A 21,795-nucleotide genomic window follows, 5' to 3' on the forward strand; every position below is an offset into this window, starting at 1 on the left:
AACTCCCTACTCTATTCAAAGATCACTTATTACGGCGACGAATACCACAACCGATCAAGGCCAAACCACTGATCAGGCTTAATAAGGTGGAAGGTACAGGTACAGCAGCGACCTCAACCTTCAGAGCACCACTCGTTGAATTGAGCGGTGTCCCACCCAGCAAAACAGATTGGTCCAGCATGCCGTGGATATCATAGGTGCCGGCTGTGAGAATGTAAGTGGCCTTACTGAATTGACTGTTTGCCAAAGCAGCATCAAAGTCATAGCCCAGGTTGAGTGGGTTTTGTTCATAATTGGTCGCTGTTACCGGGGACGTTGTGCCAAGTAGCGTATTACCGTTGAATACTTTAAAAGTGTCCCCAGCAAAAACGGCATCAACGACAGTCAATTTACCTTGAAAGCCATTGGCAATGGTGAATTGATAATTAAGCTGCGTTCCATCATTGATATGGATCCACTCTACGCCACCGGATTGTGCAGTTAGATCGTCAACATCAAACTGATTCCAGGAACCATCTGTTGTGATCAAAGTCGCATGTGCTTGACTTAACAAAGCTGTAAACATGGCTACAGCAATCGCCGTTTTCTTCAGAAACATAACACCCCCTATTTATACAAGACTCAAATAATCAAGCTGACTTGATTAACAACAGCCCTATTGTTAGCTGACTGCGTGACGCAGCAATGACGATGAAGAGGGAAAAATTAGTCTGAACGGACTAGTGATATCGCAAGGATAAGGAAGGGAGACGCTCTGCAACCTGAGACCAAGATGCGGTATTGATTAATGAGATATCAATTACATAGCACAATCTTGTATGTCTGACGGAGCAACAAGTTTAATAAAGATTAATTGATAACCCCCAACCATTGATAGGGAAGCAAAAACATAAGCTAATGGTCAGCGAATTATGGTAACTATCAAGTTAATAATTGATCAAGTGCGGATCAGGCAGAAAATTTCAAACTAACAGCGGCCAAATCAATGAAGCCCCGTCAAACATGACTAAGCCAGATAACAATGGCTTGGCTGCTTTTAACTGCAGCTTGAATGGCTTGCTCAAGCTTATCAGGCAATGGCCTTGTACCACCCCATAAAATCATGGTACTTGCTGAACCACATTGCAGTAATTGCTGAGCAGTCCAAAGTCGATCTTGTAAATTTCCTTTTTCAATCATGATGAGATGATTTGCCGAGATACCCTGCTTCACCCAATAATGCGCTGCACGATGTGCCTCACCCGCTTGCTCAGCATCCAAATCAACCAGCACGACACCTTGTTTTGCTCGTTCAGTACTACGAACAATGGACGTGAGTAATTCATAGTAGTCAGTTTTATAGGTATCAACAGATAACTCATTAATCTGGCTGACTGCCCATCCTTTAAATGGCAATCGCTGATCCAGCCAGTAATGTCCTGATGAAACACTGGCTACAGCAGAATTACGTAACGACTGTGTCAAGCGATAAGCAGAGGTTTTTCGCCCAATGGCCCATTGCGACAAAGGTCGCTGCGCAATAGATTGAATACCGTTAGTCAGTAATGCTGGCAAGCGATGCAGGGCTTTCATGGAACACTCCAACTACAAAAAGTGAAAAAACGGATCTTCCTGGAAGATTGATCAATGAATTTCTGTTGGACGAATTAAACCAACAGCTAGACCTTCAATACTGAATTCTTCAATCTCCAAATTCACCACAATATTGGAAAAATCCGGGTTTTCGGCAATCAACTCAACGGTTTTACCTTTACGTGAAAAACGCTTGACGGTCACTTCTTCGCCGATACGCGCGACGATGATCTGACCATTACGTGCTTCATGCTGTTTTTGTACGGCCAGCAGATCACCATCCATAATGCCAACATCACACATGCTCATACCGCGCACCTTGAGCAGGTAATCAGGTTTACTGGCAAAAAGTGCCGGATCAACCTGGTAATGCTGCTCAATATGTTCTTCAGCCAAAATCGGACTACCTGCAGCAACCCGACCGATCAACGGCAACGCCAATTGCATCAGTGCAGCACTGGGTAAACTGAACTGGAAAGACGACGATGCTGAATTGGTTTCCGCCACAACTCGAATACCACGCGAAGCACCTGGTACCAACTCGATCACACCTTTGCGAGCTAAAGCCTGCAGGTGGTCTTCGGCTGCATTCGCCGAACGAAAACCAAGTTGTGTAGCAATTTCAGCACGCGTTGGGGGAAAGCCTGTCTGGTCGATTGCGCGACGAATCAGATCGTAAATTTCTTGTTGGCGAGCAGTCAGTTTGATCATGGTGTGATTCCGTTAACTTGATGAAGTGGCCAGACCTGGTTATTGCAGTTGCTGAAGCACAGGAATTTTTTCAAACTCTGTTCATATAATCAGTGCTGTTATTTTATACAGTATTTCTTATTTGGCAAGTCTTTTTAACAATATCAACTCACACAAAATGACATGCTGTATTCCTAGCCCCTACAATAAGACCACCCTATTATTTGGCCAATGTCATCGTGAAATCGCAAAATCGTGATACCTCGCATTTACCTAAAATTCATCTGATCACCACCGGTGGAACGATTGCTGGCCAGGCAATTGCACCCGATGCATCCCGTTATCAAGCGGGAATATTGACGGCACAGGCATTGTTAGCCGCGATTCCACAGGTAGCCAATCTGGCTCAGATTGAAACAACTGCACTGTGCGCCATTGATAGCAAGGACATGACACCCGTCATTTGGCTCGAACTGGCCCGTCAGGTTAAAAAATTGCTCGCCAATAATGAGGTTGATGGCATCGTGATTACGCATGGCACCGATACCCTGGAAGAAACTGCTTTTTTTCTGCACCTGACCATTCCCCATAACAAGCCTGTCGTCCTCACCGCAGCGATGCGCCCCGCCGATGCCTTATCAACCGATGGGCCACGCAATCTTTATCAGGCCATTCAGCTCGCTAGCGATGAAAATGCCTGGCATCGTGGCGTCATGGTGGTGATGAATGATGGTATCCACGCTGCCCGCCATATTGCCAAAAAACGTACCACGGGTATTGATGCGTTTAGCTCTGGTGAATACGGATTACTTGGGAAAATAGGACTAGATCAGATTGATTTTTTTAAGGGTGCCCGAACGCAAAGTGGCCTGGCACTCGCCAAATTCAGCAAGATCAATTTAGATGCCTTGCACGATTTGCCGATGGTTGAAATCATGCTGCATTACGCTGGCGTTGCGAGCAAAATGGTGAATGCCTATCAAAATCTGGGTGTCGCCGGTTTGGTGATGGCGGGTACTGGCAATGGCAGTTTAAGTGCCGATCTGGCTAACACGGTGCATGAAGCAATCCAACACGGCTTGTGGGTCGTGCGCAGTAGCCGTACCGGCAATGGCAAGGTGGAACGAGATACGGCAGAAGATGATAGCAAGCTGGGCTTTATCTGCGCCAATGACTTATCCCCCTTTCAAGCGAGAATTGTTTTAATGCTGGCTTTACTGGTGACTCAAACTGAGACGGCCAATCCAAGCCCTAAAACACTAAAAATCGTTCAGCAGATTTTTGACCAGATTTAGGCAGAAATATATTGAATTAATGGAGTATATATAAAATCAATACCCCACAAGTGCGTAAAATAAGGATCGATTATTTTACTACCCAGGGGTATTTTATCATGAGACGCAACCGCTAGTGCAACTTGACTTTAGGCAACGTTGACTTTCTGAGCCGTTGCGCCAGCACATCCAATACCGTTCGCATCACACCATGCAAGGCCATGAAATGCATCCGATAAAGCGAGATGTACATCAGGCGAGCAAACACACCTTCAATAAACATGCTCCGACTGATGAGTCCACCCATCAAACTACCCACCGCACTATAGTCACCCAAGGAAACCAGGGAACCAAAATCCCGGTAATGGAAAATCGCCAAAGGTTTGCCTTCCAGGCGACATAAGATAGCCTTGTACAAAAAGCTGGCTTGCTGATGCGCTGCCTGTGCACGTGGCGGCACTTGCGTATTTTTTTCCGGCCAGACGCAAGCGGCACAATCACCCAAGGCAAAAATATTCACGTCACTTTTACTTTGTAAAGAAGCATTCACTTCAATCTGCGCAATTCGATTCACAGCCAGTCCATCTAACTCAGCCAATACCGGTGGTGCCTTGATACCTGCAGCCCAAACAGCCAGGTCAAACGGCATTTCCCGACCACTTTTTGTCAAAATGAGGTTAGGCTTGATTTCGGCAACCGGATCCGAGGTACTGACCTGAATACCCAACTCGTTGAGTAATTTTTGGGTTGTAGAAGAAAGTTTTTCTGGCAAAGCTGGCAAAATACGTGGACCAGCTTCAATCAAAGTAATATTGATGTCGTGAAAACCATCGAGCTTGTGCAAGCCATAGGCACCCAAAATCCGCGCAGTATTACGCAATTCAGCAGATAGCTCAACCCCAGTTGCACCCGCCCCAATAATGGCCAGATTAACCTGTGGATGTCCCGCACCTTTATCCAAGGCAGTTTGGGTTTTCATACAAACCGCCATCAAAGCACGGCGAAAGCGCTCAGCCTGCTGTACCGTATCAAGGGCAATCGTATTTTCTTCTGCACCTGGAACACCAAAGAAATGCGTTTTACTGCCCAAGGCTAAAACCAGTATGTCATAGGCAAGCTCACGCTCTGGCAATAACGCCTCTCCAGTATCACTAAGAAATGGGCCAATGGTAATCACTTTTTGAGCGCGATTCAGGCCAATGAGTTCACCACAATGAAATTCAAAGCCATGCCATAAGGCTTGCGCAGCATAATCAAGTTGTTGAGAATTGGGATCCAGACTACCTGCAGCAACTTCGTGCAAGAGTGGTTTCCAGATGTGCGTCTGGTTTCGATCAACCAGAATGATTTGTGCTTTACCGGTTCTACCTAATTTATCACCCAATTGCGTGACCAATTCAAGACCGCCGGCTCCGCCACCTACTACGACGATACGATGTAATTGTTGTTGGCTCATGTAGTCTCTCTATAAAAGTCAATTGGCCCGATGAATTACATCAGGCCAATTGAAGGATGACAATCAAGCAAGCAAAAAATGAATTTTATGGCGCAATATAATTAACACCATTTCGTTTGAACAAAGCAGCCAACTCACCTGAAGAAATCATGGCTGTCAGTGCATCATCCAGTTTGTGTGCCAAAACCATTTCATCCTTTTTCACTGCCATACCAATCGCCCAACCTTTTGGCAAAATTGGCAAAAAAGGTACAGGATCAATAGTCAGCTTAGGCTCACCCTTATCCAATGACTCGATTTCAGCCCGATCACCCACCACTGCGGCGAGCTTACCCTCCTTCAGCAGGGGAACAGCCTCAGCCAAATCGTTATAAATTCTGATTTGATCTTTGTATTGACCACCATTTTTACCAAGAAGCAAAGTGGCCGCCATCCCATCACGTGATACACCAATCGAGTCGGTTTTACCAAGTTGACTCAGATCGTTCAACTGATTAAAACGAGCACCATCATAGGCAACCCGAACAGTCTGACGATAATAGGGAGAAAAAATAAAGACCTTGTCATTTTCGCGCATGAGCATCTTGTCGATGGGTACATGCAACATGACATCGGCCGGACCATATCCAAGATAATGACCTTTCCAAACCATATTACGTAAATCATCGTTCAAATTCTCGCCGGCCTTAAAAGGCAGCAACGTTAATTTGAGACCAAGTTTGGTTGCCAAAGCATTAGCCAAATCGGCTTCAATACCAATGCCCTTGGAAAAATAAGGCGCATAGTCCTCATATACTGCGACCTTTAAAGATCCACGCTGAACAATAGCGTCCCACAATGACTTCTCCTGGGCTTGTACCCAGGAAAAACCACCGAGACCAGCTGCAATCAAGGCAGCGCAAAAACCGCGACGATTTGTCATGAATGATTATTTGAAAGGACGACTCTCGATATATGACTTAATAGCCCACATCGCTTCTTGACTCAAAGTACCTTCAAACGGAGGCATATACACAGCACCATTACGTACTTTGCCATGACGAATAGAAGTCAAAAAGTAGCCATCAACATCTTTTTCGCAAGCAGCTTTCTTCTCGGCTTTAGCCAAGTCCAGACAATCCAGACTCAACTTACGCAAATCTGGCGCTACGCCACCAGAAATAGCTTCAAGACCATGACAGCGAGCGCAGTTTTGGTTAAAAGCGGACGAACCAAGTGTGATAGCAGCTTGATTACCTTTGTAAGGATTGCTATCTTTCCAATCCGCGCCCAGCTGTGGCAATGAACTTGTATCAACAGCATGGGGTACCACATCACCATGAGCCCAGGCGAATTGAGTCATAGCCAACAACAAACCGGTAATTGCAAACTTCTTAAAACGCATGAGTCGTCTCCTGATAAAAACAGCCTAAGAGGCAAGAGCCATGCCACGAACTATGGCTTGACTACTATTGCCAGTAACGTCATTAGTAGCAATAAAGTTAACAACAATCTCTAAGAAGAAACCCTATACAGAGCATCATGTTAAAAAATTTATCACAACATTGAAGTACATTTTAATTTTTGTACTGATTTGAATAGTTTGTGCGGTTTAATGTAACAGTGTGCTGCTACAATATGGAGCAGTTGTTGCCAGGAGGACAATTACCAATTGCAACCTGAAACAACTCACTGCATATTACTAAACAATAAAAACAAGATTGGAGATATCTAATGACAGACTCTTCATTGACTCTGAAAAACCCTGATCAAATTATTTCTGCTGAGACCGAACATGCCAGGATAATTGGGCAATCACATCAACGTAGCCTGATTAACGGACTTACTGAAAATGCAATTGTTGACAATGAACCAATAGCAAAACATCAATTGCATGGGCTCATAGAGCAAAACCGGCTACTCTATCAACATGCCCTGCCCGTCATGGAAACGCTCTACGAGCAAATTATCAACACACAAAGCATGGTATTGTTGACCGATGCAGATGGCATGATCATGCATTCAATTGGTGACACAGACATCATTGAGCACGCCAAAAGAGTCGCGCTGTCTCCTGGTGTTTCGTGGGCAGAAGAAACCAAAGGAACCAATGCCATTGGCACTGCCATCTATACACAACTGCCCACACTGGTTCATGGTGAAGAACATTTTCTCATGGCCAACAGAAGCATTACCTGTTCGGCTTGCCCAATCATTGACGCCACGGGTAATCAAATAGGTGTATTGGATGTGACTGGTGACTATCGGACTTATCATAAACATACGATGGCGCTCGTTCGGATGTCAGCACAGATGATTGAAAATCAGATGATCGTCAACTCATTTGCTGACCTGGTAAAAATTCACTTTCATACACGACCAGAATTTATTGGTACCTTGATGGAAGGTATTGCCGTCTTTTCTCCAACAGGTAAATTTGTCGCAGGAAATCGTGCCTGTATGTTTCAGTTGGGTTTAACCTTGTCTGCATTACGTACCCATACTATTGGTTCGTTGTTTGGACTGACCATCCCTGCACTGTACGATCACTATCGCACCATCAATCCTGGCTTGTTGAGCATGTCATTGCATAATGGTGTAAAAGCTTATGGGAAGGCCATTGTTAAAAACAACCCGTCATTTCCAAGCCATAGCGGTGAAGTTATCAGACCGGATCAGCAAAGTCTGACACAAGAAAATCAAACATCTAAAGTTTCTGAAGAAAACAATAACATCTCACCGTCAATCAACTACCAACAAAACGAGCGGTCAGTTGCGCGACTTTCCAGTCTGCGTTATCTCAATACTGGCGACCCTAAATTAGCTGAATTAATCTTACGGGTTGGCAAAGTGCTGGGTAGAGACATCCCGATTCTCATCACTGGAGAAACAGGAACAGGAAAAGATCTTTTAGCACAGGCAATCCATAATGACTCCCCGCGAGCCAAAGCGCCATTTGTGGCATTGAATTGTGCATCCATTCCGGAAAACCTGATCGAATCAGAATTGTTTGGCTATGAAGATGGCGCCTTTACCGGCGCACGGAAGAAAGGTACCGTTGGTAAGATTATTCAGGCAAATGGTGGCACTCTCTTCCTGGATGAAATTGGTGACATGCCACTCAACCTGCAAGTTCGACTGCTACGGGTTCTTCAGGAACGCGTTGTCACCCCACTGGGTAGCACCAAATCGATTCCTGTAAATGTCATGGTCATTTGTGCAACACATCGTAATTTGCACAATATGATCGAACAAAAATCATTCCGTGAAGATTTGTATTACCGACTCAATGGACTCGTGGTCAAATTACCGCCATTACGAGAACGAACCGATTTGGATGTAGTAACTGAAAAAATTCTGGCACAGGAATCAGCTGGTCATGGTCGTTTTACGATTGCCAGCGAGGTAATGGATCTTTTTAGGCAACACTCATGGCCCGGCAACTTCAGACAACTTGCCAATTTATTAAGAACTGCCATCGTGATGACAGATGAAGATCACGTGATTCGTATCGAGCATTTGCCCGAAGATTTTATGGAAACGTTACGTCAAATTCGCTCAACCCAAGAATCTTCTCAAACCATATCCAGCGAGCCGTTACAAACCCTGGCACCAATAATCAATCAGTCACACACAACTGGTCATATTCCCCCTGACAACATGGGCAAACTTGAAGACCTTGAAGTTCAAGCAATACAAAAAGCTTTACAAGCACATCATGGCAATGTTTCTGCAGCGGCCAGAGCACTTGGCATCTCTCGCAATACGATTTATCGTAAGCTTCAATAATCATCAATTGAATTCATATTGCCCTTCGTAGGCAGTATGAATTTCACTTGAGCATCAAGTATTTATACAAAACAATAAGATTTTCATAAGAATCAACCGTACTTCATCACTTGTTCTGACTAAGATTAAATCGACAGCGCTCTCACAAATCAACACTATTTTCAAGCGATCTCAAACCCTGCTATATCCATGTCGACTTCAAATATTGTATTTTACAATCTCATAACCTATTAAAATTCGCGCCACTCATCTTTCTTAATCCAATTCGATAATGACTAGCCAAAGGGCTAAATTACCCTAAATCATCATGAACAATATCTCATGATTCTTGAAAATTAATAAAAACCCTCATTCTTAGCCAATAAATTCTCATTGCTAACTGTTAAATCTTGGTAAAAAAGAGTCCGCCCCGTATGTAAGAAAATGGTAAGAATAAATGCTGGCCGAAGAGTCAGATAAAAATTGAAACGCTGAGTCAAGTACACATACATCAGTGATTTCGATTTCACTTACACATTAGTCTAATAAATAATGCAACGGCTTAATAAGGAGGAGATATGACCAGCAGCAAGCAGGAAGAATTTGCCATTGGCCTATTGGGTTTATCAGCTCAATGGGATGTAATGCGCTACAAAATCAATCGTAAAACACAAACTTTAGATATTTGGCTTGGTGTACCGGAAGAACGTAATAAATTCTGGTTTTCAACCAAAACCTTTAAATCTGGCGCCATTTATACATGGCGACATTTGGATATGCTAGACATGCATTGCTATTTGCATGTTCAGACGCCATCAGAAAAAGATCTCGATAAACAAAATTGGCAAGGCGACACCAAACTGCCATTTACCTATGGCATGGCAAATAGGATTGCTGAATACTTTAGAGAAGGCCTATCCATTAATTTGATTTGCTCACTCTTAAATGTAAACGTAGAGGATATCTGGAAACTCAAATTTGGTTTGGATAACGGCACGACATCATTAGGTGGCAAAGTCGGAATTGAACCACAACAAACTATTCCCGCACTAAACCCAGTCAGCACCCCGGTAACCGCACCCGTAGCTGCACCAGTGGCCACAGCAAACAATGTGGAAACCTCCGTGCCAGACGCGATAGATCCAATCTGGGAGCAAATCATTACTGGTCGGATTGAACTCGATATTCAAGTACTTAGCCTGAAATTGTTATTAACCAGACTCAAATCTCAAATGCGAGTCATACAGGATGATGGCGTTAAACAAATGAAATTAGGTGAACTTCACCGATATTTTGAAAAAAATGCCAAACTTCTTGGTCATGAGATCAAGCAAATGCAGCAATTCTCTGGTCAAAACAGCTAACGAAAACAGGCGAATGACGACATGAATAATTTACCCGGAAAACTCTATTCTTTAGAAGAAGCCGTTGGAATTTTGGCAGATGGTCGACCATGCACAGTCGCTGCTGATATTGCATTATTAAAGAAACTACCCAAAGGCAATTGGATTGGTGGTTCCATCCCTTACTTTATTGGTCAGGATGGTGGCACTGATACTAAAGAAAAAATCTTTATTCACGAATTGCCGGATACCGCTCGCCGTCCCAACATTCGTTTATACGACAAAGCGGCTTTACCAACAATATGTCAGGATGCACCAGAAAATGGCTTCTCTATTTTAATATTGCCTGCGTTCAGCGAAGCTCATCAAGAGTTCGCTAAAAATGCACCCAGTTATGAGGATATGTATATGAAACCTCTGATTGGTTGGATATCTGGCATGCATCTCAATGATCTAGGTAATCAGCCCGCATTTGTCATCAATGGGCAAACTGGTGAAGTCAGTAATGATCAGGCCATCGTATTACACTTAACTTTGCCAAATGATTCCGTAGCGAATATTGGGATTATTAATCTATTTAATCAAGGTGAAGGCGATAGTATTCAATTTCTTGAAAATGGATTTAAAGTAAGAAACTGCTTGATAAATGGCAAACTTACTAATCTTGCTCAGTACCTTACATCTCAAGAAACTGACACTAAGCTGCCGCTTGTTGCCGACTACAGTGGCGCACTCATTAATGTTAGTTTTCAATCAGTGAATACAGAAAAAGGATTTGTCGAATTTTATGCTCCAGTTTTTACAGAAACAGAATATAAGATAGCGGCCAAAGTTGATAACTACGTACAAACCTTCCAAAAGAATATCCCTGAAGATACTGCTTCAACTGTTTTTTCATGTAACTGTATTCTCAATTATCTGTACTCTGAATTGGCAGGCAAAAAGACCGGCAACTTAACTGGTCCCATTACATTTGGAGAAATTGCTTACCAGTTACTGAATCAAACCTTGGTATATTTGACAATCGACACGATTTAATCAATCCCCGCTGTTTAAAAGCTCACATAGACATGTGAGCTTTTTTTATTCTGCTTAGATCTGCGACCCAAATCACAACTATTTACTGATAATAAAAAAGGGCTTGGTGTATCCAAGCCCTTTTTAGCAATGGGCATCAAACACCCATCAAGTTACTTAAAACAACATCACAATGTGAAGCGTTTATTTTGCAAGTTTAAATACCCAAACAGAACCACCTTGTTCCAGATAATTAACTTTGCTGGCAACGTCACCGCCCCATAATGGAACAGCACCACCCCAACCTGAAACAACAGCAACATATTGTGTACCATTGTCATCCCAAGTGATCGGAGGAGCGACTACGCCCGAACCAGTCTGGAATTTCCACAACTCTTGACCAGTCTTGGCATCCATGGCTTTCAGATAACCTTCAGGTGTACCGTAGAATACCAATCCACCGCCCGTAGTCATCACACCACCCCACAAAGGAGCATTGTTTTTGGTTTCCCAAACGATCTTTCCAGACTTAGGATCAACCGCACGGAGTGCACCAATGTAATCAGCATTGGTTTTGATGGTAAAACCAGCACCTAGGTATGCAGCACCTTTTTTATAGCTAATTGGTTCGTTCCAGATTTCCATTGACCACTCATTGGAAGGCACATAGAACAGACCAGTTTGCGGGCTATAAGCCATAGGCATTTGATTCTTACCGCCCAAGAATGATGGGGCAGCGAGAACTGATTTACCTTTTTTACCCTCGGTTGCATCTGTTGGGTTACCTGGACGATTGTCATCGACAAAGTTAGGACGACCTGTTTTCAGATCGATACTGCTAGCCCAAGTAATTTTCTTAACAAATGGGAAAGCATTTTGCAATTTTCCATTTTTAGCATCAATAACGTAGAAGAAACCGTTACGGTCAGCTTTGGCACCAACACGCTTGCCGTCCATATCGAAAGTAACAAACTCGTTTACGCCGTCAAAATCCCAACCGTCATGAGGCGTTGTTTGATAAGACCAAACAATTTTGCCGGTATTGACATCAATTGCCAATGTTGAGCAGGAGTAGAGGTTATCACCAGGACGTGTCCAGCTATTCCATGGACCTGGATTACCTGTACCAAAATACAGCAAACCAGTCTTGTCATCATAAGTGCCGCCCAACCAGGTAGCTGCACCACCTGTTTTCCATGTATCACCAGGCCATGAGGCATTGGTGGTACCTGTAATGCCATTCGGCTGGCCTTTCAGAGTACCCATATGACCTTCAACTGTTGGACGTGACCACACCAGCTCACCAGTCTTGGCATCACGTGCCTCAACCTTACCAACAATACCAAACTCGCCACCAGAAACACCCGTAATTACCATACCCTTGGCAATGATTGGTGCTGCTGAATATGAATAACCAGCTTGGTAATCTTCCAGCTTCTCTTTCCAAACCACTTTACCGGTATCTTGATCCAGAGCAACCAATTGCGCATCCAGTGTTCCAAAAATAACCAGGTTGTCATAAAGCGCAGCACCACGGTTAATTACGTCACAACATGGCATGATACCTTCCGGCAAACGATGCTCATATTTCCAAAGCTTTGTACCAGTTTTAACATCCAGTGCATAAATTCGTGAGTATGATGCAGTAACGAACATCTTGCCATTGTGAATCACAGGTTGTGACTCTTGGCCGCGCTGCTTCTCACCACCAAAAGAGAATGTCCAAGCTGGAACAAGGCTTTTTACTGTAGAAGTATTAATTTGTTTGAGCGGGCTGAAGCGTTGACCGTTGGTACTCAAACCCCAAGTCAAAACTTCTTTTGTGTTACTGGAACCGGCTTCGATCATCTGATCGGTCACCACCGCCTGGCTCGTTGACACACTGAAAACGGCTGGCAAAGCAAACGCCATCGCTACTGCCAGACGAGATGGGATAACTCGCATATAGGTCTCCTGAAAGGTCATGTTGTTGTCCAATTTTATAATTACACACAATTGGCCGGTGAAATTTTCCGTCTAAAGTCAGGAAAACTTCCCGATATAACTGGCAAACTACGTGCCAAGCATTTTTAGTAAAAAACTAAGAATTAATGGCACTTTTAGCTGCAACAACTGATCAAGCTTGAAACAGTCCTATACTTGTGTTTCAAAGTGTGACAGATCATGCTACAAAATTTAATCAGGACTTATGACAACCCCCCAAGGCAGTTCTCCTACTGGAATTTCTTTAATGCTTTGTTTTTTTTCTGTATCGATCACTGACACTGAATTAGACCGCCCATTGGCAACGTAAAGCTTTTTACCATCAGGTGTAATTGCCATGTTCCATGGTCTTTGACCAACAGTAATCTTATCCACAACTTTCAGTGTTGCAACATCAATAACGACAACGTTAGCGCCACCACCATTTGAGACATAGACAAATTGGCCACTTGGGTGCACTGCAACGCCATTACTGCGCTGCCCAGCATTAATGATTGTTAGTACAGATTTGGTAGCTACATCAATCGCATAGACTTTGCCTTCTAATTCACAAGCAACAAAACCAATTTTTCCATCTGGTGTAAAGACTATGCCACGAGGACGCTCGCTCACCTTGACCTGGGCTATTTGCGTTTTGGTTTTCATATCAATGATATCTACCACATCAGATTCCTCAGCAGATACCCACAACCAGCGCCCATCTGGCGTAAAAACAGCATGCTCTGGATTTTTACCCTTGCTGACAATATTCGCCACCTTGGTATTGGTAGCGGCCTCAATTAAATTAATACTATTTGAAGTTTCCACAGCAGCAACAATCCACTTTCCATCTGGTGATGCTTCCACTCCCTCTGGTGATTCACCTAAAGAAATAGTCGTTACTGGCTTCATTGCCTTTACATCTAACACCAATAGTGCATTGTTTGGCTGGTCACTAATATAGAGTAGTTTATTCAATTTACTAAACGCCAATCCACGTGGCTTTTTACCTGCTGGAATCGTGGCAATCACCGAGTCTGTTTCAGTATCGATAACAGAAAGACTGCCCGACTTCTCATTTGGCACATAGGCCAAAGGGGCTGACAAAGCAGGGTTTACACCAATTAAAAAAAGTACTGAAGCAACTATTGAGCTGATTCTATTAATAAAGCTAATGGTCATACGATCTCCAAAAATTCTAATAAAAAACAAAAAGTAAAAGACTTAACTCCTTGGCATACATTTCGCTGAGTAGATTGTATAAAACTTATAAACAAAAGAAGATAAAAACAATCAGGAGACACAATGCATCATACAGGCGCTCATCGACTCATAAACTTCTCGTTAGTCAAATTACTAGGATGGCTTCTTGTGAGTGTATTAAGTTGCATTTCGTTCAATTCAGCTGCAACTACACTCACAGAAGCCGATCTTCAAAAACTGTACCCCAAATATAAAATTGGCAAATTAGAAAATGATCCACCACTATGGCCCATTTTTGAAGAAAATGGCCCAGTAACCGATCTAGTAGGCTATGCCTTTGAATCCATTGATCTTGCTCCTATTCCTGGATTTGCAGGAATTCCAATTAACTTACTGGTCATCTTGACACCGGATGGAAAATTTCATGATGCTCGCGTGTTATCACATCATGAACCAGTTTTTGTTGAAGGCCTAGGTGAAACCCCTATGCGGGCATTTGTTTCACAATTCCCGGGGTTATCTCTTAAACAGAGTATCAAGATCGGGAAAAAACCACCTGGCTCAGATAACTCCAGCGCAGCCAATGTATTGATTGATGGCGTCCTAAAAGCCACTTCATCTTGCCGAATTATTACTGACACCATCTTATCTGCCTCATTAAAAATTGCCCGTGCCAAATTAGGGTATACCGGTGGCGCTGATCTTGATAGTGTTGCCAGAATTAAAACCGATTTTTATCAAAAGAAAACCTGGCAAGATCTAGAAAAAGATGGATTGATTAAACATATCACCATAAACAATAAAACGATTGAGCAAGGTTTTTCAAACACTGGATGGGAAGGCTTAGATAAAGCAGCGCTAGAGGAGCCTGAGGCAAATTTTATTGACGTCAGTATTGCATTACTTAATTTGCCAACAGTAGGAAAAAATCTTTTAAGCGAAAAAGATTGGAATTTTCTCCAGAAACACCTCAAGCCTGGGGATATGGCCTTTTTGATTGCCAGTAAAGGTAGATACAGTTTTGTTGATGAGCAATTTGTACGTGCTGCGGTTCCTAACAGATTAACGCTCACACAGGGAGGTCTTCCCATTACCATGCGTGACATGGATATGGACTTTAATATCCAGACAAATGACTCTACGCCATTCACCGATTACAAGATATTTAAAGTAATCGGTCAATCAGGACTTGATGTTGCCATACCAGAAAATTTTGCCCTTCACGTTACCCGGGTCAAAGGGTACATCTATCCAGAGAGAATCACACATTCTTACCCACTTGATTTTGAAGTCAATAAAAATTATATAGACATTCCTCCCAAGCAAATTAAAGGATGGCGTGTTAGCTGGATTCAAAGAAAGTTTGAATTACTTGCATTAGTCGCTAGCTTGGCTATTTTGACGGCGGTCTTGGTGTTGCAGAAGCGTGTGACACGTAATGAAAAATTCTTCAAAGCATTCCGATTTGGCTTTTTAGTCTATACCTTATTTTTCATCGGTTACTACGCTCAAGGACAACTCTCTATCGTCAACATTACGTCCATTTTGCAAGCGCTGAAAGAAAAACGTGCACTAACGTTTTTCCTCTTTGATCCAATGAGCACCTTACTTTGGATCTTCACCATCATTACATTCTTTGTTTGGGGACGAGGTACATTTTGCGGATGGCTATGCCCATTCGGGGCCATGCAAGAATTCTTAGGTGCTATTGCAAAATTGATAAAAATTCCTCAAATCAAGTTATCAGATTCAGTTGATGGCAAGCTTAAATATCTTAAATATGTTGTACTTTTTGTCTGCATTACAGCTGCAGTCCTTGCTCCAAAAGTCAGTGATAGCATTAATGAGGTTGAACCATTCAAAACCAGTATTACCTTGGCTTTCGTTCGCTCCTATCCATTCATCATCTATGTTGGTGTATTACTGTTTGCGGGATTGTTTATTTATAAATTTTACTGCCGCTTCCTTTGCCCACTCGGTGCGGCAATGGCTTTAGGTGGAAAGTTGCGCATGTTTAAATGGTTAGCCAGAAGAGCTGAGTGCGGCAAACCTTGTCAAGCCTGTCGCCCAGCCTGTCAATATAAAGCCATTGATAAAAAAGGAGAAATCCAATATGACGACTGCTTCCAATGCCTTGATTGTGTCGTCATTCACGATAGTCCTACTCGCTGCGTTCCAGTCATCATTCAACAGAAAAATGGCAAGATCATCGAAGTGCGTGGCAATAATTCTGAACAGAAGGCAGCATAATGAAAAAAAGACAATTCCTATTTGCAGGCCTCGGGGCTTTCGTAGCAACGAGCGGTCTTCTCCTCGGTGCCAGATATACCATTCAACAAACCGAGACAAGTCATTCAAATGAAGATGCATTGATTGAACAGCAAAAAAGCACCCTAGCTTTTGGTACTGTCGTCACGGTACAAGCTCGCCATGAGAACTCAACTGTTCTGGTAGCAGCCATTGATGCCGCTTTACAAGCAATTAAGCAAGTCAATGATCTCATGAGTATTTACGAAAAAAATAGTCAATTAAGTCAATTAAATAAAAATGGCTTTTTGAATAATGCCCACCCATGGCTACTTGAGATACTAAAACAATCTCAAGCAATGGCTGAAATATCTAATGGTTTATTTGATATCACCGTGCAACGATTATGGGAAACCTATGCACAAGCCAGTATAGAAAATCGCACACCTTCACCATTAGAAATTCAAACTGCCAAAAAACTGATTGACTGGCGTTCTATTTCCATAAATAACGATCAAATTTTATTGAATCATAAAGATATTCAGCTCACCCTGAATGGAATTGCTCAAGGCTACGCCTCCCAGAAGGCGACCGAAGTACTTAAGCAATTTGGTATCAAACATGCATTAATCAATGCCGGTGAGTTTGCCTCTTTAGGAAAAGCAAGTTCAGATAGAAACTGGAATTTAGGATTGGAGAATCCTGAAATTTTCTCGAAGGATAAGTCAAATAAAGATATTTTAGGGCGCCTTCAATTAGATGGCCGATATATTGCCACATCAAGTGCTGCTTATACGACATTTACCCAAGATAGAAAAAATCATCATATCTTTGATCCAAGAACCGGACACTCACCTACAGAAATTTTGAGTGTCACTGTATTGGCTGAGACAGGTGCTGTCGCAGATGCATTAACCAAACCACTGTTCATGATGTCACCGCAGGCTTCGCTCGATTTCTTGAAAAAAATTCCAGGTACTGATGCAGTTATTTTGACAAGAGAAAGAAATTGGATTGTTACTGAAGGTGCCAAATTTGACTTGGTATAGGGAGTGCTTTGAAGGCTGTAGGCAGATAGATGCCTGCAGCCCTTAATTTGAATCCACTACACCATATCGAATTGCTAACCATAATAATTGAAAATCGTTTTCGGCCTCCAACTTTTGGCGTATCAATGACAAGTAGTTAAATATGGTTTTAGGACTGAGATGCATGGCGGTAGCAATTTCGTTAGTTGACTCGCCCTTCACCATCATTCTTAATACTTCAAATTCTCTTGGTGTCAATCGACTCATTAAGCTTTCTTGCTCCAGTGTTTGCTTAGCAATCGTTTGAGCTATCTCAGAAGATAAGACTTTTTGCCCTATTGCTACGCGTCTGATTGCATCAATCATTTCAGATGGTTCACTGTTTTTTGTTATATAACCTAGCGCCCCCACTCTCATCGCCTGCGTCACAAATAATGGATTATTGTGCATAGAAAAAACCAACACCTTCAAACCACTTTGACGTAACAGCATTCGACGAATTGCCTCTATACCGCTACTAGCACCCAGATTGATATCAACTATTGCCAAGTCAATATTACCTTGACTCAACAAGGCATAAGCATCATCTGCCGTTGCTGCTTCAGCAATCACAGTAAAATCGGGCTCTGCATCAAGAAAACGCCGATACCCTGCTCTTACTACCGCGTGATCATCTACAAGTAAAATTCTTATCATTATCAATTCCAATTAGCGCAATTAATTTAATTCGGTATAAATATATCAACAGCCAAACCAATTGGTATTCGCTCGGTAATTGTCAATTGACCATCTACCATACTTAGGCGCTCTCTCAATCCTAACAGGCCATAGCCCTTACTTTGATTAATCTTACTCAAACTCCCGACACCATCGTCCTCAATTCTTAAGCGCAAGCCCTCTATTTCATGTTCTAGTTTGATATAGCAATTCTTGGCCTCACTATGACGAAAAACATTGGTAAGCATTTCTTGCAAAGATCGATAGAGAACCAAACCGGTACTCTGATCTTGAATTTGCAGTTTTTCAGGGAGATTAATGTGTATTGTTGGCCCGTTAACACGTCCCTGCCAACTACCAATCAAATCTCTCATCGCATCAAGCAAACCCAAGCCTTCTAAACCGTGCGGCTTGAGCCTTGTTAACAAAGTTCGAACATGCATAGCAATACTTCTTGAATGCAAGACAATATTATGCGCGCAAGATTTAATTTGCTGGGGATTCGCAGTTAGCACATGGCGCTCTATAAAAGCGCCATCGACTGTTATTGCGGTAAGCACCTGACCCAACTCGTCATGCAATTCTCGCGCGATTTCTTTGCGTTCACTTTCCTGCAGTTCCAATAGTCTATGAGTTAACTGCTTTTGATTATGCCTTGCTTCTCTTAAGCTCTCCGCAAGATGGTCAATGCCTAATGCAATCCGTTCAAACTCTTTGAGTTGAAAATGGCGACGGGACTTAATTGACTCATCTTTTTCCAATTTAGTTAAACAATCTAACAACTCTCTAACTGGTGATAATGCCCAATGTGCTACCCACCATGCCACCAATAAGGTAATTAATGAGAAAAGTAAAAAAGCAACCATAATCCTGATCACATCCGAAACTGATTCATCCAATTCAGACTGAGCATTTGGTTGAATTAACAATATATCTTCACCCATTGGAATTCTATAGGTCTTACTAATACTGAGTTCCTTGTTGAAAAAGGCAACAGCCCATTTGTCTGACTCTGCATTATTTTCAATACCACTATCTGTAGGCTTAATTAATCTTGCAGATACATGCCTTAAATTTTTAAGTTGAAAAGGTGAAATCATTTCCGATACACCGACACCGCCTTGTTGCTTTGCTTCATTTGCCAATAAAACAAGATCAATAAGCTCGGAAGTAGCCGTTATTTCATGCTCAACATCGCTAAGAATATTGCTCGTTAAAACAACTAACGATGTGATCAACATAATCACAAGAGCAATACCAAGACTAAAAACCAAACGTACTCTTAGGTCCATTTCTTTCCCAGAATGAAGACAAATCTTCTAAAAAAATCTAAAAGAAAATCATAAAAATTTGAAATCCAGCTTATTGCTTATCTAAGCCTGAAAGTACTGTTTTCACAAGAAATATTTCAATAATCTAAGTGAAAAATTAATTTTCACAGCACATCAATGCAACCGGGAATAACTCCCTACGTAACAGGGCAGCACTCCCTATGCCTTAACCCCTCAGCTTTCTATACTTCTCGAAGGCGAAAACAGAATTGCGATTGCCTTTAACAAAATAACTCACTGCATGAGGAGATAAAATGAAACGAGGTTTGTACCAACAAGTCGCACCGAAGGCTTTGGTGCTTGCTATTGCTGCCACATTTTCAATGTCAGCATTTGCGGCTTCACAAGTCACTTGGAACGATATTTTAAACGACGACAAAACTACTAGTGATGTTTTGCAGTATGGCATGGGTGTTAAAGCACAGCGTTACAGCCCAGCCAAACAGATCACTCCACAAACCGCTTCCAAAATTACACCAGTATGGTCATTCTCCTTCGGTGGTGAAAAACAACGTGGGCAAGAAGGACAAGCCCTGGTTTATGACGGCGTGATTTATGCCACCGCATCTTATTCACGTTTTTTTGCCCTGGATGCTCGTACCGGAAAAAAAATCTGGGAATATGAATATCGCCTGCCAGAAGATATTCGTCCATGCTGTGACGTGGTAAACCGTGGTCCGGCCATCTATGGTGACAAGGTGTTCTTTGGTACATTGGATGCTGGTATCGTTGCACTGAATAAAGATACCGGTAAAGTGGTCTGGAAACAAAAGTTTGAAGATCACAAAGTTGGTTACACAATGAGTGGCGCACCAACTATTGTTAAAGATCAAAAAACTGGCAAAGTCCTGCTGGTACATGGCTCATCTGGCGATGAGTTCGGTGTTGTCGGTAAACTCTATGCTCGTGATCCCGATACCGGTGAAGAAGTCTGGATGCGGCCTCTTGTTGAAGGTCATGTTGGCCGCTTGAATGGCAAGGACAGTACACCTTCTGGTGATGCAAAAGGTCCATCATGGCCAGATGAAGCTGGCTCTGTAACGGGCAAGGTAGAGCCATGGAGTCATGGCGGCGGCGCACCCTGGCAATCGGCTTCTTTTGACGTGGAAAACAACACCATCGTTGTTGGTACAGGAAACCCTGCCCCGTGGAATACCTGGAAGCGGACTAAACCAGGTGATGATCCGCGTAAATGGGAAAGCCTGTTCACTTCTGGTCAAGCTTACATTGACCCATCCAACGGTAATCTGAAAGGCTTCTTCCAACATACTCCCAATGATGCCTGGGACTTCTCTGGCAACAACGAAATCGTCTTGTTTGAATACAAAGACAGCTCAGGAAAGATCGTTAAAGCCGGTGCACACGCAGACCGTAATGGCTTCTTCTTCGTCACTGACCGTAACAAACTCGCTGATGGCGCAGGTTATCCAAACAAACCCACATCACTTTTGGCAGCCTACCCGTTTGTTGAAGGCATTACTTGGGCGAAAGGTTTTGATCTGAAGACTGGCAAGCCAAATGAAGTTGAAGGTCAACGCCCTCCACTGCCAGCGCCTGGCGAAAAAAGTGGTAAACCAGTATTCGTTTCGCCACCATTCCTCGGTGGTAAAAACTGGAATCCCATGTCATATAACCCAGACACTGGCTTGTTTTACATTGCAGGTAACGAATGGGCTGAAGATTACTGGACTGAAGAAGTTTCCTACAAGGCTGGCTCTGCTTACTTGGGACAAGGTTTCCGGATTAAAAAACTGTTTGATGATCACGTAGGCATCATCGAAGCACTGGATCCTAAAACAGGTAAAGTTGTCTGGAAAAGAACTGAAAAATTCCCAATGTGGGCAGGTACTTTGACGACTGCTGGCGGCATTACCTTTACCGGTACTGGTGATGGCTATCTGCTTGCGCTGGATGCAAAAACTGGTAAAGAAGTATGGAAATTCCAAACTGGCTCCGGCATTGTTTCAGCCCCTATCACCTGGGAAATGGATGGTGAGCAATATGTTGGCTTGCATTCCGGCTACGGTGGCGCAGTTCCACTCTGGGGTGGTGATATGGCTGAGTTGACCAAGCAATTGCAGCAAGGCGGTTCTTACTGGGTATTCAAATTACCTAAGAATTAAGCATTTGACTTGTGCTATAGAGGAAGATTGGTCTCAACTTCTGTAGCTTCTGAAAGGCTTCGTCTTGACAGGCTGACTGCTAAAC

At 42.9% G+C, this 21,795-nt stretch carries 17 protein-coding genes; 7 read left to right on the plus strand and 10 right to left on the minus strand.

What is annotated here, in order from left to right:
- Window positions 1-22: 22 nt before the first annotated feature.
- From ACMYR3_RS08050 to lexA, 3 genes are all read right to left on the minus strand, one after another.
- On the minus strand, window positions 23-598 hold the full coding sequence (locus ACMYR3_RS08050) for a PEP-CTERM sorting domain-containing protein (RefSeq protein ID WP_424196215.1): 576 nt from the start codon (window positions 596-598) through the stop codon (window positions 23-25).
- A 398-nt stretch (window positions 599-996) separates the two neighbouring features.
- Window positions 997-1,572 (minus strand): hypothetical protein, encoded by a 576-nt coding sequence (locus ACMYR3_RS08055; RefSeq protein ID WP_424196217.1) that lies wholly within the window; start codon window positions 1,570-1,572, stop codon window positions 997-999.
- A 51-nt stretch (window positions 1,573-1,623) separates the two neighbouring features.
- Entirely contained in the window at window positions 1,624-2,283 is a 660-nt protein-coding gene (gene lexA, locus ACMYR3_RS08060; RefSeq protein WP_424196219.1) for a transcriptional repressor LexA, read from the minus strand.
- A 218-nt stretch (window positions 2,284-2,501) separates the two neighbouring features.
- On the opposite strand from lexA, the gene ACMYR3_RS08065 reads away from it, so the two are divergent.
- Window positions 2,502-3,557, plus strand: coding sequence for an asparaginase (locus tag ACMYR3_RS08065; protein WP_424196221.1), 1,056 nt, complete (start codon window positions 2,502-2,504; stop codon window positions 3,555-3,557).
- Between the two features lie 112 nt (window positions 3,558-3,669).
- Here ACMYR3_RS08065 and ACMYR3_RS08070 read toward each other — a convergent pair whose 3' ends face one another.
- The 3 genes from ACMYR3_RS08070 to pedF form a co-directional block, all read right to left on the minus strand.
- Complete coding sequence (locus ACMYR3_RS08070; RefSeq protein WP_424196223.1) at window positions 3,670-4,992, minus strand: NAD(P)/FAD-dependent oxidoreductase; 1,323 nt, start codon at window positions 4,990-4,992, stop codon at window positions 3,670-3,672.
- A gap of 85 nt (window positions 4,993-5,077) precedes the next feature.
- On the minus strand, window positions 5,078-5,914 hold the full coding sequence (locus ACMYR3_RS08075) for a substrate-binding periplasmic protein (RefSeq protein WP_424196225.1): 837 nt from the start codon (window positions 5,912-5,914) through the stop codon (window positions 5,078-5,080).
- A gap of 6 nt (window positions 5,915-5,920) precedes the next feature.
- Complete coding sequence (pedF, locus tag ACMYR3_RS08080) at window positions 5,921-6,376, minus strand: cytochrome c-550 PedF (protein WP_424196227.1); 456 nt, start codon at window positions 6,374-6,376, stop codon at window positions 5,921-5,923.
- Window positions 6,377-6,705: 329 nt separating this feature from the next.
- Here pedF and ACMYR3_RS08085 point away from each other — a divergent pair, with 329 nt between their 5' ends.
- The 3 genes from ACMYR3_RS08085 to ACMYR3_RS08095 all read left to right on the plus strand — a co-directional run bounded on the left by ACMYR3_RS08085 (window position 6,706) and on the right by ACMYR3_RS08095 (window position 11,120).
- Window positions 6,706-8,760 (plus strand): sigma-54-dependent Fis family transcriptional regulator, encoded by a 2,055-nt coding sequence (locus ACMYR3_RS08085; RefSeq protein WP_424196229.1) that lies wholly within the window; start codon window positions 6,706-6,708, stop codon window positions 8,758-8,760.
- Window positions 8,761-9,317: 557 nt separating this feature from the next.
- The gene (locus ACMYR3_RS08090; protein WP_424196231.1) at window positions 9,318-10,103 is read left to right on the plus strand and encodes a hypothetical protein; all 786 of its coding nucleotides are present in this window, start codon (window positions 9,318-9,320) and stop codon (window positions 10,101-10,103) included.
- A 21-nt stretch (window positions 10,104-10,124) separates the two neighbouring features.
- Window positions 10,125-11,120 carry a DUF6976 family protein gene (locus ACMYR3_RS08095; protein ID WP_424196233.1) on the plus strand — a complete coding sequence of 332 codons (996 nt, stop codon included), beginning with the start codon at window positions 10,125-10,127 and terminating at the stop codon, window positions 11,118-11,120.
- 183 nt (window positions 11,121-11,303) lie between these two features.
- Here the strand turns inward: ACMYR3_RS08095 and ACMYR3_RS08100 are convergent, their stop codons facing one another.
- Window positions 11,304-13,043 carry a PQQ-dependent methanol/ethanol family dehydrogenase gene (locus ACMYR3_RS08100; protein WP_424196423.1) on the minus strand — a complete coding sequence of 580 codons (1,740 nt, stop codon included), beginning with the start codon at window positions 13,041-13,043 and terminating at the stop codon, window positions 11,304-11,306.
- Between the two features lie 231 nt (window positions 13,044-13,274).
- On the minus strand, window positions 13,275-14,243 hold the full coding sequence (locus ACMYR3_RS08105) for a beta-propeller fold lactonase family protein (RefSeq protein ID WP_424196234.1): 969 nt from the start codon (window positions 14,241-14,243) through the stop codon (window positions 13,275-13,277).
- Window positions 14,244-14,366: 123 nt separating this feature from the next.
- Here ACMYR3_RS08105 and ACMYR3_RS08110 point away from each other — a divergent pair, with 123 nt between their 5' ends.
- Both ACMYR3_RS08110 and ACMYR3_RS08115 read left to right on the plus strand, forming a co-directional pair.
- A complete protein-coding gene (locus tag ACMYR3_RS08110) occupies window positions 14,367-16,514 on the plus strand; it encodes a 4Fe-4S binding protein (protein WP_424196236.1) in 2,148 nt (715 codons plus the stop codon).
- Entirely contained in the window at window positions 16,514-17,560 is a 1,047-nt protein-coding gene (locus tag ACMYR3_RS08115) for an FAD:protein FMN transferase (RefSeq protein WP_424196238.1), read from the plus strand. Before ACMYR3_RS08110 ends, ACMYR3_RS08115 begins: the two co-directional genes overlap by 1 nt.
- A 42-nt stretch (window positions 17,561-17,602) precedes the next feature.
- Here the strand turns inward: ACMYR3_RS08115 and ACMYR3_RS08120 are convergent, their stop codons facing one another.
- Window positions 17,603-18,235, minus strand: coding sequence for a response regulator (locus ACMYR3_RS08120; protein ID WP_424196240.1), 633 nt, complete (start codon window positions 18,233-18,235; stop codon window positions 17,603-17,605).
- Window positions 18,236-18,261: 26 nt separating this feature from the next.
- Entirely contained in the window at window positions 18,262-19,548 is a 1,287-nt protein-coding gene (locus tag ACMYR3_RS08125) for a sensor histidine kinase (RefSeq protein WP_424196242.1), read from the minus strand.
- Between the two features lie 293 nt (window positions 19,549-19,841).
- Here ACMYR3_RS08125 and ACMYR3_RS08130 point away from each other — a divergent pair, with 293 nt between their 5' ends.
- Window positions 19,842-21,710, plus strand: coding sequence for a methanol/ethanol family PQQ-dependent dehydrogenase (locus tag ACMYR3_RS08130; protein WP_424196244.1), 1,869 nt, complete (start codon window positions 19,842-19,844; stop codon window positions 21,708-21,710).
- Window positions 21,711-21,795: the final 85 nt, after the last annotated feature.

The sequence above is a fragment of the Ampullimonas aquatilis genome, assembly GCF_049675895.1.
Classification (GTDB): Bacteria; Pseudomonadota; Gammaproteobacteria; order Burkholderiales; family Burkholderiaceae_D; genus Ampullimonas; species Ampullimonas aquatilis.

Bases quoted from the DNA above. Each gene is read 5' to 3' on its own strand.
- ACMYR3_RS08050 (WP_424196215.1), bottom strand. From the start codon at position 598: ATGTTTCTGAAGAAAACGGCGATTGCTGTAGCCATGTTTACAGCTTTG.
- ACMYR3_RS08055 (WP_424196217.1), bottom strand. From the start codon at position 1,572: ATGAAAGCCCTGCATCGCTTGCCAGCATTACTGACTAACGGTATTCAA.
- lexA (WP_424196219.1), bottom strand. From the start codon at position 2,283: ATGATCAAACTGACTGCTCGCCAACAAGAAATTTACGATCTGATTCGT.
- ACMYR3_RS08070 (WP_424196223.1), bottom strand. From the start codon at position 4,992: ATGAGCCAACAACAATTACATCGTATCGTCGTAGTAGGTGGCGGAGCC.
- ACMYR3_RS08075 (WP_424196225.1), bottom strand. From the start codon at position 5,914: ATGACAAATCGTCGCGGTTTTTGCGCTGCCTTGATTGCAGCTGGTCTC.
- pedF (WP_424196227.1), bottom strand. From the start codon at position 6,376: ATGCGTTTTAAGAAGTTTGCAATTACCGGTTTGTTGTTGGCTATGACT.
- ACMYR3_RS08085 (WP_424196229.1), top strand. From the start codon at position 6,706: ATGACAGACTCTTCATTGACTCTGAAAAACCCTGATCAAATTATTTCT.
- ACMYR3_RS08090 (WP_424196231.1), top strand. From the start codon at position 9,318: ATGACCAGCAGCAAGCAGGAAGAATTTGCCATTGGCCTATTGGGTTTA.
- ACMYR3_RS08095 (WP_424196233.1), top strand. From the start codon at position 10,125: ATGAATAATTTACCCGGAAAACTCTATTCTTTAGAAGAAGCCGTTGGA.
- ACMYR3_RS08100 (WP_424196423.1), bottom strand. From the start codon at position 13,043: ATGCGAGTTATCCCATCTCGTCTGGCAGTAGCGATGGCGTTTGCTTTG.
- ACMYR3_RS08105 (WP_424196234.1), bottom strand. From the start codon at position 14,243: ATGACCATTAGCTTTATTAATAGAATCAGCTCAATAGTTGCTTCAGTA.
- ACMYR3_RS08110 (WP_424196236.1), top strand. From the start codon at position 14,367: ATGCATCATACAGGCGCTCATCGACTCATAAACTTCTCGTTAGTCAAA.
- ACMYR3_RS08115 (WP_424196238.1), top strand. From the start codon at position 16,514: ATGAAAAAAAGACAATTCCTATTTGCAGGCCTCGGGGCTTTCGTAGCA.
- ACMYR3_RS08120 (WP_424196240.1), bottom strand. From the start codon at position 18,235: ATGATAAGAATTTTACTTGTAGATGATCACGCGGTAGTAAGAGCAGGG.
- ACMYR3_RS08125 (WP_424196242.1), bottom strand. From the start codon at position 19,548: ATGGACCTAAGAGTACGTTTGGTTTTTAGTCTTGGTATTGCTCTTGTG.
- ACMYR3_RS08130 (WP_424196244.1), top strand. From the start codon at position 19,842: ATGAAACGAGGTTTGTACCAACAAGTCGCACCGAAGGCTTTGGTGCTT.